This window comes from Gemmatimonadaceae bacterium, from assembly GCA_020846935.1.
GTDB lineage: Bacteria > Gemmatimonadota > Gemmatimonadetes > Gemmatimonadales > Gemmatimonadaceae > RBC101.
The window spans coordinates 173,688-186,842 of sequence record JADLCY010000004.1 but is presented as its reverse complement, the minus strand read 5'-3'; the positions used below and the strand labels follow the sequence as shown (position 1 = coordinate 186,842).

Annotated in this window: 10 protein-coding genes; 7 read left to right on the top strand and 3 right to left on the bottom strand. The window is 67.9% G+C overall.

Annotated elements, in window-relative coordinates; all coding sequences use genetic code 11:
• Positions 1 to 132: 132 nt before the first annotated feature.
• A complete protein-coding gene (locus tag IT361_06820; GenBank protein ID MCC6317392.1) occupies positions 133 to 2,931 on the bottom strand; it encodes a tetratricopeptide repeat protein in 2,799 nt (932 codons plus the stop codon).
• A gap of 229 nt (positions 2,932 to 3,160) precedes the next feature.
• Between IT361_06820 and IT361_06815 the strand changes: the two genes are divergently transcribed.
• From IT361_06815 to IT361_06800, 4 genes are all read left to right on the top strand, one after another.
• The gene (locus tag IT361_06815) at positions 3,161 to 3,757 is read left to right on the top strand and encodes a hypothetical protein (protein MCC6317391.1); all 597 of its coding nucleotides are present in this window, start codon (positions 3,161 to 3,163) and stop codon (positions 3,755 to 3,757) included.
• Between the two features lie 19 nt (positions 3,758 to 3,776).
• Positions 3,777 to 4,589 (top strand): hypothetical protein, encoded by an 813-nt coding sequence (locus IT361_06810; GenBank protein ID MCC6317390.1) that lies wholly within the window; start codon positions 3,777 to 3,779, stop codon positions 4,587 to 4,589.
• A 443-nt stretch (positions 4,590 to 5,032) separates the two neighbouring features.
• On the top strand, positions 5,033 to 5,779 hold the full coding sequence (locus tag IT361_06805; GenBank protein ID MCC6317389.1) for an OmpA family protein: 747 nt from the start codon (positions 5,033 to 5,035) through the stop codon (positions 5,777 to 5,779).
• Positions 5,779 to 6,369, top strand: a complete 591-nt coding sequence (locus tag IT361_06800; protein MCC6317388.1) for a hypothetical protein — start codon at positions 5,779 to 5,781, stop codon at positions 6,367 to 6,369. Before IT361_06805 ends, IT361_06800 begins: the two co-directional genes overlap by 1 nt.
• Before the next feature lie 1,027 nt (positions 6,370 to 7,396).
• On the opposite strand, the gene IT361_06795 is transcribed toward IT361_06800, so the two are convergent.
• Together IT361_06795 and IT361_06790 are read right to left on the bottom strand one after the other, a co-directional pair.
• Positions 7,397 to 8,161, bottom strand: coding sequence for an alpha/beta hydrolase (locus tag IT361_06795; protein ID MCC6317387.1), 765 nt, complete (start codon positions 8,159 to 8,161; stop codon positions 7,397 to 7,399).
• Positions 8,162 to 8,189: 28 nt separating this feature from the next.
• A complete protein-coding gene (locus tag IT361_06790; GenBank protein ID MCC6317386.1) occupies positions 8,190 to 8,756 on the bottom strand; it encodes a helix-turn-helix transcriptional regulator in 567 nt (188 codons plus the stop codon).
• Between the two features lie 171 nt (positions 8,757 to 8,927).
• Here IT361_06790 and IT361_06785 point away from each other — a divergent pair, with 171 nt between their 5' ends.
• The 3 genes from IT361_06785 to IT361_06775 all read left to right on the top strand — a co-directional run bounded on the left by IT361_06785 (position 8,928) and on the right by IT361_06775 (position 13,154).
• Positions 8,928 to 9,221, top strand: coding sequence for a hypothetical protein (locus tag IT361_06785; GenBank protein ID MCC6317385.1), 294 nt, complete (start codon positions 8,928 to 8,930; stop codon positions 9,219 to 9,221).
• A gap of 239 nt (positions 9,222 to 9,460) precedes the next feature.
• Entirely contained in the window at positions 9,461 to 9,805 is a 345-nt protein-coding gene (locus IT361_06780; GenBank protein MCC6317384.1) for a hypothetical protein, read from the top strand.
• Between the two features lie 349 nt (positions 9,806 to 10,154).
• A complete protein-coding gene (locus IT361_06775; GenBank protein ID MCC6317383.1) occupies positions 10,155 to 13,154 on the top strand; it encodes an amidohydrolase family protein in 3,000 nt (999 codons plus the stop codon).
• Position 13,155 lies beyond the last annotated feature (1 nt).

Here is a 13,155-nt window from a genome sequence, read left to right as displayed (position 1 = left end):
GGCGCGCGTTCTTGATCCGTACCTCCGCCAGGCGGGCATCTGGCCCGAGTTCCACGCGAATTCGTGCCAGTTCGAGGTGTCCCGCGGCGCGTTCGTCACGCTGGCGCGCAACGCGTGTTCGAGCGAGACGAGCTATCGCGCGACGCGCGGGGTGTCCTGAGGTCGCGATCGTCGTTGGGGGCCTTCCAGCTGCGCAACCCGCGCTCGGATCGCGGTTGCGCGCGGCGCGAGCCCGGCATCCGCTTCCGCCCAGGTGGCGAGCAACTGCCGGAGCACCGCGGTCGCACCGGCGCGATCACCGCGGCCTTCCAACAGGTTCGCAAGCCGGGTGCACACGGATGGCAAGTGCACGGCGTCGAGCTCGAACCGATGAATGAATGGCGTGCGAAGGTATCGGTCGAGCGAGGCCACGGCCGCCGTGGTATCGCCGGCCAGTTCCTGCGCCATCGCCAGGTCCGGGAGGAGGCAGATGGGGCAATCCGGGCGCGCGGCCGCGGCCGCGCTGAACGCCGTCACCGCTTCACGCGCCCTGCCCCTGCCTAACGCTACGAGCCCGTCGACCTGCCGCTGCTCGGGGCCCGGGTTCGCCGCACCGCCCTCGGTGGCCGGAAGACGCGACCGCACGCGACCAGTCTCGCCGAGCGCACTCGCCAGGCGCAGGAGGTCTGGCGTGGGAACGTCGCCTTGCCGCATGACGTCCGCAGGCCAGGCCTCGATGGCGCGTTCCAGGCGCCGGCGCGCGTCATCTGGCCGCTCGCGGTAGCGCAGATCGAGCCATCCCAGCACGACCACGCTCCACAGGTGCTTTCGCGGCGAACCCGCGCCCCGCGCGAGTCGCATCGATTCCTCGAGGTGACGCTGCGCCGCGTCAAGCTTGCCCCGCACCAGTTCGATCTGGCCAAGCGTCTGCAGCGCGTCGATGCGCTGCACCGTGGCTGTCACCGTTGCGAGCCGCTGCTGAGCCAGGGCCTCCGCCTGCTTCCACTCGCTCGCCGCCGCTGCCACGTAGATGCGGGTGAGCCCCACGACGGGGTGGTCGGGGAAGCGGCGGCCTGCATCATCCAGCACCACGCGCGCATCGGCGAACTTCCCCTGCGCCGCCAACCCCTCCGCGAGCACGAGTCGGACGTTCACGAAGGTGGAATCCGCGGCAATCACGCGCCGATACAAACTGTCGGCAGCTGCATGCTGGCCCAGCGACGTCAAGGTGAGCCCGAGGTTGTTCGTCGCGGCAATGTCGTCCGGATACAGCGCGAGCAGCGCGCGATAGGCAGCAACCGCGCTGTCGAGGTGCGGTGTGGCATTGCGATAGTAGCTCCCCATCAGCAGATGCCGCTCACGAAAGGGGAGTCGCTCCCGGTTCTGGAACGCCCGACCGAGGGCTGCGGCCGCCTTCGCGGGTTCGCCAAGCACCCCGTAGGTGGAGCCGAGTATGCGCCACGCCGTGGCAAAGCCGGTGTCGATCGCCACCGCCTGCTCGAGCTGCGCGACGCCTTCCGCGCGACGGCCAACGTCGAGCAGTCGCGTGCCCTCCGTGTATCGCTCCAGGGCGGCCAGCGACGACGTCGTCACGCGCGTGAGTGGCGCGGCAGCGGGGGTGTGCGGCAGCGACCTCGCCATGCGACCGCGCAACGCCTCCGACAATCGAGCGATGGCCGGCAGGACGTCGGCACTGTCGCGCGCTTCCTCACGTGCCGACGCCAACTCGTCGCCACTGGGCGACGCGACGAGGCGCGCCTCGAGGACGATCGCCGAACCCACCGAGTGCACCTCGCCGGTCACGAAGGCCTTCACCCCCTCGCGCACGGCGATGAGCCGCGCAAGCGTGTCGTCGATCGTGACCTCGATGGGTCGATCCATCAGTCGCACGGCCGCGTGCACCTGCGCCGTGGTCAGCACGCGCACGCCTGCCAGCTGCCCGAGATCGACGCGCATGGCGCTGGCAACGAGTGCGCCGAGCCTCGACGCCGGCGTGCGATCGACAAAGTCCGTCACGAAGAGACGATCGGTCGGTGCGAACGTGGGCGACGCCGCGAGCGCTCCGCGCTGGCGCCACTGCATGAGCGCCACACTGATGATCGCCAGCAATCCCACGGTGATGGCGACGTTGCGCCACCGGAGCTCGCGCGAGATCGGCGGTCCCGGTCGCATGACCGAGGACGGCGCGGCAACCGCGGGCACGGAGGTCCTCGGCCTGGGTGCCCGTGATCCGCTGCGTATCGCAGCGACCAACGCCGTTGTCTCGGCGGAAGGCTCGACTTCGTAGCGGGCTCGCAGGAGTTCTTCGAAGCGCGCGGCTTGCTGCAGCGCCTCGCTGCAGTTGCCGTGGTCGTCGAGCAGCGTGAGGAGCGACCGGACCGCACCTTCGTGTTCGGGTTCGATCTCGCAGCGGCGACGGGCGGCCGCGATCGCCGACTCCATGTTGCCCGAGGCGGCCTCCTCCTCGGCGAGCCTCCGGGCCGCGTCCGCGGCGGCCGATCGCAAGCGGAGCCGGGTACGCTCGACCCACTCCTCGAACTCCTGCGACACCCCGCGAACAAAGACCCCCTCCAGAAAGGGCCCCTGGTAAAGCGCCAGCGCCTGCACGTCATCGCCTGACGCCACCGCGCGCTCCAGGTCCAGTGCGTCGCAGGCCAGCGGCCCTCCGGAGAATACGACCTGATCGTCCGGTCGAGTCTCGAGCGCCTTGTCGCCGAGCTGCTGCCGCAGGTGGTGGAGGGCCTGTCGCAGCGCGTTGCGCGCCTCGTCCGCGGTGGCGTCAGGCCAGAAGAGCGCCACCAGCGAGTCCCTCCGAACGGCGCCGCGCGCCGACGCCAGCATCAGGTACGCCAGAAGCGCCAACCGCTTGGGCTGCATCGCGATGGCGCTCCCTGCCCCCATGGGTTCCGACGTGCGCAACTCGAAGCGGCCAAGCGTCAGGAGTCGGCTCATTCTTGGAAAACGGGTGCGAACGCTGGCTCGGAGAGGCGTTACCGCGCGAAGTAACGGCGAACCGCACGGTGACGTAACACCGCACCGCCATCCTGCGCGCGTCGCCCATCAGGGAGCCGTAGGGATGTCGCCCTCAACAAAGCCCACCGCAGCCACACACTGTCAAGGATCGGGACGGCGTACCGTCGTCCTGTTTCTCGGGATTCTGCTCGCCTCCCCTTCTGGAGGAATGGCCCAGGCTGGTGCCGCCACGTCGCGCCCGGGACCACGCCTCGGCGTGCTTCCCTTTGTCGACGGCACCGGAGGCTCCGCGCGCGCGGCAGGCATCTCGGCCGCCCAGACCCTCATCGATGAAGTAGCGAAAGCGACGGAACTGGTCGGTGTTGCGGTCAATGACCTGGCCGAGCGCAAGCCCGTCGATGACGCGGCGGCGCTCGACGCCGCGCGGCGACACGGCCTGGACTACGTGTTTGTCGGAACCGTCCTCGAGGCCACGAGCCGCGAGTCCTCCCGCGGCGGCTGGCTCCCCAAGATCAAGAGCAGCTCGATCCACGTGACGATCCGGTCGATCGAGGCGAAGACGTCGATCCAGGGCGTGCTCCTCGACGTGAGCTCGGGTCAGCGGTTGCTGACGACAACCGTGAAGCGTGGCCACCGCGACAATGCGTATGCTGGCCGTGTGTGGTCGGCGTGGGGCTCGTGGGACGTGGGCGATCACGCGGCGTTCCTCGCCTCGCCGATGGGCCAGGCATTCGTCGAAGCCTCGCGCGAGATGACAAAGAACATCGCCGAAGTCACGGCACAGCACGCTGCGACCACCCGATGAACCCCATACTCACACTCACATGCCACGCCTCCTCGCCCTCGTCCCACTGTCCTTCATCCTCGCCCTGGCGCCTAACGCCGTTCGCGCTCAGACGCTGCAGTCCCTGCAGAACCAGATCACGCGGCTCGACGCCGCACTCAGGAAGTCCGATTCCACCGTCAAGAGTCTCGAAGCGCGACTGCTGAAAATGGAGCGAGACGCCGAGCAGGACGACCAGGATCTGTCGGAGGAAGCCGAGAAGGCCGAGCAGGAGGAGAAGCTCGCCAGCCTCGAGCGGCGGGTCGGCTCGCTGGAGCGCTCACCTTCGGGCAATCGCGGTGGTGGTTCTGCGCCGGCAGGTGGCCGGGTCCGCGCGCCGTTCGTGGTCGAGGATGCGGATGGCAGCGTGATCATGCGCGTCACCGGTGGCAAGTCACCCCGGCTCGTGGTCGGCGACGACAAGGGCGGTCAGGTGGAACTGGGGACCGGGTCGGCGGGTGGCGGGGTCGTTCGCGTGCGCGACGCGACCAATACCGACCGCGCCTTCATCATCGCGTCCGACAACTTTGGGCAGTTCCGCGCGACCAGCGAGTCGCATTCGGCCATCCTCATGGCGAGCAGTGCCGACCATGGGGCAACGCTGGCGCTCTTCAAGGGCGACACCCCAAGCGCGAGACTGCGCTCGGGTGTCCAGGGCTACGGCGCCCTGGTCCTGGCCGATCCCTCTGGCGACCCCACGATGTTCGCTGGCGCACAACAGAGTAAGGGTTGCCAGGTCGGTATCGTCAAGGTCGGACCGCGGGGGCGTCCTGGCACACTGGGCCCCGCAAGCCTGCTGCAAGGCGCATGTTGACCAGGCCCCCACGCCACGCCGTCATTCGTCTCGGGCTTTTGTGCGCGCTCGTTGCCGGGTGCTCCAGTTCCGGCGAGGAGCAGGACTCGGCCGGGCCTTCCGAGCTCGTCACGGGCCGACCCTGCGCACCCGTGCCTGGCGGACGCGAAGAGGCGGCTGAGCAGGGCAAGGCGACGGTGCCCCTCGTTGCCGGACTCACGGTGGCCTGGGCGTGGGTGGGTCCGGACAGTGGCCTGAACGACTTCGATCACGACTGCGTGGCCGAGCTGAGCGCCGTGGACTCGGTCAGCGTCGTCTTTCGCAGCCGTTGCTCCGAACGACCTCCAAAGAAGGCGCATCGTGCCCGCACGGTCGTGTGTCGCGCGGACTTGCGGAACGCGCATGGGTATCGGACGCAGTTCGGTCCTCGCATTCCCGACCTCGTGGATGGCACGACCTGGAGCATGCTCTCGCGCACGGCGTTCCGCGAACTCAAGGAGCGCGGCGAAACGCCATTCCGTCAGCTGCACCTGCAGGCATCGGTATGGCAGGATGGCGCCGAAGCGCCCGACCCCGACGCGACCGTCTACATCGATGAAGACGTATCGGGCACGCTCAGGCGCATCCGGATGGACCGCCTGCGGCTGCAGCTCAATGACTCGGCCGTGCAGGTCCCGGTGATCCAGGCGGAGGTGCTGCTGCGCGACGCTTCTGGCTCGCGTCCGGTCCAGCGCCAGCGCCTCGTGATTCTCGACGACGAGCGCGTGCCGCTCGTGCTCGACAACGAGCGCTCCTCTACGAAGTCCCGCATCTGGTTCACGCGCATCTCGTGGCCGCAACGAAAGACACTCGAGCGGAAGCTCGAGGCGGGCGAGGAGGTGACCGTGTACGGCATCTATTTCGACTACAACAGCGCCGCCATCCGGACCGAATCGGACTCGGTGCTCGCCGAGATCGGGGGCGTGCTGGCGGCGCACCCTGAGTGGCAGTTGTCGATCGAGGGGCACACCGATTCGGTGGGAGGGCGCGCGTTCAACGAGACGCTGTCGCTCCAGCGCGCCGAAGCGGTGGCGGATGCACTCGTCGAGCGCTCCGGTGTCGCGCGTTCGCGCCTGACGGCTCGCGGGGCCGGCGCATCTCGGCCCGTGGAGACCAACGCGACGCCTGAAGGGCGCGCGTTCAACCGGCGCGTCGAACTCCGGAGGCAGTGATGGAGACCGTGGTCGTGGTGCTCGGTGTCGTGGCGTTCGTCGTCCTCGCGTGGCGCGTGGGGCTCCTCGTGAACCGGTTCAAGCACCGGCGCTTCGTGCGCGCGTGGCAGCCACTCGTCGGCATCATCGACGGTGTGGTGCACGAGGATCCACAGGGCGGTGGCGCGAGCAGCTACCTCGCGGGGAGCTGGAAGGGCCGGACGATTCATGCCCGCATGAGCCCCCATGTGCGTTCATGGGAGTGGCAGCATCACGAAAACCGATTCGGCGTCGGAGTAGCGAACGTCGCTGGTCGCACGAGCTGGATGACGACGGGCGATGCGCGGCAGGGTGAGCGTGGTCTTGGCGTGAAGAGTGACGATCACGCGCTCGAGGAGCGGCTGCACGCGGCCGGCGTCGTCGAGCGGCTCAGGTGCATTCAATGCCACTCGGTGCACTTCGAGTCGTTCTCGGGATACCTGTTCCTCGAGGACACGGTCGAGCCACTCTGGGCGCCGCCGCCGGAGCGGTTTGTGGCACTCCTCGATGCCGCCGTGGAGCTGGCGCGGATCCACGACCAGGTGAACTCGGGATCGGCGCAAGGCAGGTAGAGAAGGACGACGTCGCCCGCACGTCTGGGCAGCGTCTGATGGAAGGGTCACGACGTCGCCCGCGTTCGGTCCCCAGTCCTTCTACCCATCGTGGTGGTGCTGGGGCGACTCCGGGCACGTCACCGCGAGCGCCACAGGCCAAGGCGCGGAGTGTCCATGTCGTATGTTCTCGAGCACGCCGTAGTGGCCGCCGTCGAGAAAGAGCGTGGGGAAGCCACCCTTCCGCGAGAGTCTGCAGCCCCGGCGTTGACGACCCATACGGTGTGCGCACCAGAGGGCATGATGGCTCGCACCCACACTTGACCGGGGCGGGTCGTGGTCGGCGGCTTGCCGGCGTTAGGCGGCCTACCGCGCTGCGGGCCGGATCGAGGGGATGACCGCGCCACGGCACACCAGCGCGACGTTCCTCCGGTTCCTGGACCAGTTGGGTCGCCGCCACCTGGCGGATCCGGCGAGGTATACAGAACCTGGCCAATGCCGCGTGGGTTGAACAGGACGGTCGAGGGTCCGCAGGGGGACTCGACTCCCCTGGCGGAGGTGGCGTACCCGCCGCGCGATACGATGATGAAATGGGCATCATCGTGGGTGTGGGGGGGCACGCGCTCGTTAGTCCGTTGTGTCAGAACGCTGAACCGGAAACCGGGGGTCGCGGTGCTGCGCTCGCAGTGGCCGACGAACTGCCCGAACTCCAGACGTTTGATCATGGTAGCGGACGAGGTGGTTGACGTCGGTATTGGATAGACGTCCCACGCGCATCGTTTGTGCGGCGGACAACCCGCTCGGCATTGGCTCTATCGCAGCACATGTCGCCGACTGTCCTGCGGGGAGGGACCATTTCGCTTGTTATGTCTCCCATCCTGCCGGCGAGGCCAAGTTCTGGATTGAGCAAGCGGTCGCTCTGGCCTTGCAGACTCCCCACCAGGGGGGCGCGCGTCGGCGTGCGACATCGCGCACAGGGACGTAAGGTGGCCAGTTAGCGTTAGGTCCCCCGCGTCGGCGCACCATGCACCGACGGCATGTTGCGTGATCAGGCCACGCCACTGAGCAGTCCTGCCAAGGCTGCTGGCTGGGTAATCATCGCGTCGTGTCCCGCCGAACGCATCTCGTGGTACGCGAAACCGAGTGCCCTCGCCCGTTCGGCTGCCTCCGCGAAGAATGGCGCATTCGTGCACCGGATGAACGTCTGCTGCGCCGACGGCATCCGCTCGAGGTGCGCTGCGAGCGGACGGGTGAAGGTCTTCAGGGGCTGGTCGCCGAGCCGGGGCATCATCCACGCCACGTCGGCCGGGTCCGTTACTCCCCAACTGCCCGGCGTCCCCGGCGGTGGCACACGCCACCCGTCGGCGCGCGTCGGGGGAATCGGAGCGTAGTCGCGCAGTGCCTTCCCCGCGTCGGGCAGGAACGCGTCGAGGTAGACGAGGTGCGACAGGCGTGGCGCCACGCGAGCGGCGACTCCCGTGATGACCATCCCTCCATAGCTGTGTCCGACGAGAACGACCTGCTGCAGGTCTTCATGCTCGATCGTCGCCACGACATCCTCGATGTGTGTGTCGAGGTCGACCGCGGAGCTGAGCAAGTGGGCGCGCTCTCCAAGGCCGGTGAGCGACGGGGTGAACACGTAGTGTCCACCGGCGCGCAGCGGAGCCAGGAGTTTCTTCCAGCACCATCCGCCGTGCCACGCGCCGTGCACGAGAACGAACGTGGTTGGCGCCCGGCGAGCGCGGGACGCAGGCGTCACGGACGCTGCAAGTGGGGCCATCGCAGCAACGGCGAGGAGTTGTCGCCGTGACATCGGACTTTCCCTCGACATGTCGACTCCTTCATGCGTCATCGGACCGTGGCCCGATGAGATCCTGTTCGGCCAAGCCCCACAGCCACGCCTCATGCGCGCGCCGGCTCCATCCAAGCCCGGTCGTGAGCAGGTGATGAACCTCGGGGCTGCTGATGGCGCAGTAACGCTCCGCAGCTTCACGCCACGTGAGTCCGACTCTCAGCTCGTCCCCGATGTAGTCGCGAAGGTGAGTTGTGTTGGACGCGAGCCGCTCACGCAGGAGACGGGCGCTGAGATCGGCGGCGAACACCTCGCTATCCGCTGCCCCGCGGATCACGTGGTGGATCGCACTCGTGCGAGCGAGCACCCTGCAGGTGAGTGCGACATACGCGCGCAGCCGCTCCCGCGCCGAACGATGTTGCCTGATCGCCCCCCATACGGGCTGCAGTTCTAGTGGTGCTTCGACACCACCCGCGATGGCGGTGTCGACCACACCTTCGAGGAGGCCGCGCTTCCCATCGCAGGTGGCATAGATCGTTTCAGGCGACACGCTGGCAGCGGCAGCCACCAACGTGATGGTGGTGGCCGCGAAGCCGCGTTCAATGAAGAGGCGCATGGCAGCATCGAGCACTCGCTGCCGCGTCTCGAGCGCTTGACCGGTGCGCAGGGCGGAGGTGTAGGATCGCTTCTTCCGCGGGCGCCGTGCATTCATATGGATACAGTATTACTGTAATCAATTCATGTCAACGGCTCATTTCCGTCCCTGAGGCCCGGCTCACACGCGCGCATGGCGACCGCAGCGGCGATATCCGTCCAGTGTCAGGCGATGGTTGGACAGGCGACGCATTCGCCGATGGGCTTTCGCTACGCCCATGAGGTTGCCTGGGCCCGAGAGATCGCCGAGTACTCGGGCTTGAGCGACGCGCTGCTGAATCAGGTCGAGCGGATCCGGGCAATGACGGCCGACGAGAAACTGCGCGTATCACATATGCTCTGGGAAGAAGCCTGGCGTGTCGCCGCCGCTGGAGTTCGGGCGCGACACCCCGACTGGTCCGACGCCGAGGTCGCATCAGGCGTCTGAGCGCTCATGCGTGGGACCGCGCGGTAGCCTCATCGGGCGCTTCGTGACCCCGCTGCACTTGGAGGGCCTGGACTACATGGTCACGGGCGGTCTCGCAGCGCTTTGCGTATGGGCACCCTAGGCTGACGCTGGACATCGATCTCGTCGTACGCCTCTAGCTACGAAACGTTGGGGCGTTTGCCCTGCTCTGGCCAGCCGAGGACTACTACTGCCCGCCGATCGACGTTATCGAGACGGAATTGCAGCGTCGCGAACACGGGCATTTCAACGTGATCCATCACGAATCGGCGATGCGCGCAGACGTGTACCTGGCTGGAGACGACCCGTTCCACTCGTGGGCACTCGACCACCGCGTTGCGAGGACGATCGAGGGAACACCGGTGCAGTTCGCGCCCATCGAGTACGTCATCGTCTATAAGCTCCTGTATTTCCGCATGGGGGGTTCCGACCGACATCTCCGCGACATCGCCCGCATGCTGAGAATCAGCGCCACCGAAATTGACTTGGCTGTCATCGAACGGTGGATCGACAGGTATCGGCTCGACACGGAGTGGGATCGCGCTCGTGGCGCCGGCGAGGACTGAGGAGGCCGCGCGTACTCGGTTGGGAGGGTTGCCCGCCTCCCAATGGCCCTCACGGCACCTCCCGTTCTCCGATTCCGCCGCCACCGCGCACCAAGCGGTTGGCGGCCGGCACCTCCCCGATCACGGTGACCGTGACCGCGGGCCGACACCAAGGCGGTTTCAGGAGCCTCACCGCCAGATGGTGGTCACCCGCTGACGTCGAGTGCAGAGGCCCTCGGGGGACTCCCCCTCAGCGGGTTTCGGGCGCAGCATATGGCGGCCGGCTCGCGTTCTCCTTCCGCGCCGCCGGCGCACACTACCCCCACATCACCACCGACGGCCTCTCCGGGCCGTCCCACGGGAGCCAGACGTGAGAGCGTTTCGTGTCCTACTCGGCGTCGCCGCGCTCGCGGCCAGTTCGCTCGAGGCCCAGCAGTCCTCCCGAACCGAGCCCGTCACCGGCCTGCGCGACAACTCCACCGGCTTTCACGCCCTCGTTGGCGCCCGCGTGGTCACCGCCCCTGGCCAGGTGCTCAACAACGCCACCGTCGTCATCCGCAACGGGCTGATCCAGGCGGTCGGCGCAGGTTTAGCTGCCCCGGCCGGAGCCCGGGTCTGGGATCTCAAGGGCCTCACGGTCTACCCCGGCTTCCTCGACGCGTCGGCGGACCTCGGCGGTGATGCGCCCCCTCAAGGGGGCGACGTCGGGCCGACGCACTGGAACCCGCAGGTACGCGCGTGGTTCAGCACCACGTCCAACGCGCGGGACGACAGCACCCGACGGATCGCGCTCCGGTCCCTCGGGTTCGGCACCGTGCTCGCCGTGCCGCGCCAGGGGATCTTCCGCGGGACAGCCTCCGTCGTGAACCTGGGCGACGCCGGCCTCCGCGATCGCGTCCTGCGCGCCGATCTCGCACAGACACTTGGCTTTCAGCGCTCCTTCCCGCTCGGCGGCATGTACCCCAACTCGTCCATGGGCACGATTGCCCTGATGAAGCAGACGTTCATGGACGCCGAGTGGTACACGCGCGCCTGGGCCGCCTACGAAGCCAGCGGGCGCGCGATGTTGCCTCCCGAGACGAGCGAGGCCCTTGCCGCGCTCGGAAAGTCCATCAGCGGCGCGCAACCGGTCTACTTCGAGACCACGAGCGAAGAGGAGTACCTGCGCGCGTACAAGCTCGCGCAGGATTACAAACTCACGCCGTGGTTCCGCGGCAGCGGCCAGGAGTATCGCCTGCTCGACGTGCTCAAGGGGCGCACGCAGCCGCTTATCGTGCCGCTGACGTTCCCCGATGCGCCCAACGTGTCGAGCCCCGAGATGGCGGCAAACGTGGCCCTCGCCGACCTGCGGCACTGGTACCTCGCGCCGACCAATCCGGGGCAGCTGGCGGCGGCCAACATCCCGTTTGCGCTCACCGCCGACGGCCTGTCGTCGCTGCAGCAGTTCCTCCCCAACCTGCGGACAGCGGTTGCGCGCGGCCTGCCGGCTGACAAGGCGCTCGCCGCTCTCACCACGGTGCCTGCCAGCTGGCTCGGCCTCGAGAAGACGCACGGCACGATCGCGGCCGGCAAGGCGGCGAACCTCGTCGTGGCCGACGGCGACCTCTTCACGGAAGAAGCGAGCGTGCGCGACGTGTGGGTGCAGGGCAAGGCGTACGGCGTCACGCGTCCGCCTCAGCTCGATGCCCGCGGCACGTGGACCATCGCCTCGAACGACCCGGGCGTCGCCAAGAACGCGGTACTCCGTCTCGAAGGCCCGCTCAATCGCATCCGCGGCACGATCGAGATGGAGGGCTCGCGCCCGACGAACCTCGCTACGGCGCGCATCATCGCCGAGACGGGCCGGCTTGAAGTGACGTTCCCGGGCGAGTCGGTTGGCCTCGATGGCACCGTGCTGCTCGCGGGCTCGGTGACGGACTCGGCGTTCTTTGGCTGGCTCTCGCTGCCTAACGGCACCGACGCCACGTACCGCGGCACGCGGACCGAGCGGTTCCAGGGCCCCACCCGCGGGGTGGTCGCGGCGAGGGTTCCGCGCATCGACCTCCCCAACCTGCGCCCCTCGATGGAGTTCGGACGCTCGGCGCCGCCGGTGCAGCCCGCCGCCGTCATCGTGCGCAATGCGACGGTGTGGACGCAGGGTCCGCAGGGTCGGCTGGAAAACGCCGACCTGCTGGTGCAGGCCGGAAAGGTGGTGCGTGTCGGCACGCAGCTGCAGGCGCCTGCTGGCGCGGTGGAGATCGACGCGCGCGGCAAACATGTCACGCCGGGACTCATCGATCCGCATACGCATTCCGGCGTGAGCGACGTCAACGAGACCGGCTTCGCGATCGTCCCCGAAGTGCAGATGGGCGACGTGATCACGCACAACAACATCTGGTTCTACCGACAGCTCGCCGGCGGCCTCACGACCACGATGATCAAGCACGGGTCCGCCAACCCGATCGGTGGCGAGAACGTGTACGTGAAGATCCGCTGGGGCAGCCTGCCTGACGAGTACAAGCTCCAGGGCGCTCCGCGCACCGTGAAGTTCGCGCTGGGCGAGAACCCCAAGCGCAGCCCGGCGCGCTACCCGAACACCCGCATGGGCGTGCAGGAGATCATCCGCGACCACTTCAACGCCGCGCGGGACTACGAGAAGGAGTGGAAGGCCTGGGAGAAGACGAAGACCGGCATCCCGCCGCGCAAGGATCTGCGGATGGAGGCAATCCTCGACATCCTCAACCAGAAGCTGCTGGTGTCGTCCCACGGATACCGCGCGGACGAGTTTCTGGCGCTCGTCAGGCTCGCCGAGGAGTTCGGCTTCCGCATCCAGACGCTGCAGCACGGGCTCGAAGCCTACAAGATCGCATCCGAACTCAAGAAGTCCGGCGTGGCGGCCGTGGTGTGGAGCGATTGGGGCGCGTTCAAGATGGAAGCCTACGACAACACCACGTACAACGCGCGTTTGCTCCTCGAAGCCGGAGTGGTCACGTCACTCCACTCCGACAACTCCGAGATCTCCACGCGCATGAACTGGGAGGCGGGCAAGCTGCTTCGCACCGGAGTGAAGGACATCGACGCCCTCGGGACGGTGACGCTCGGCGCGGCAAAGGCCATCGCCATTGACAATCGGGTGGGCTCGCTCGAGGCCGGGAAAGACGCCGACTTCGTCATCTGGAGCGGCAACCCGCTCTCGCAGTTCACCAGGGCCGAGCAGACCTGGGTGGAAGGGCGCAAGTACTTCTCGCTCGACGAAGACAAGGTGCTTCGCGCCGACGTCGCCCGGCAGCGCGCGCAGCTCATCCAGGCCGTGATCGCCGCGAGCCCTGCCGAGCAGACGGTCGCGCCGGGCGCACGTCCGAGTCGGCCCGGCAACCGCGAACGTCAATGAC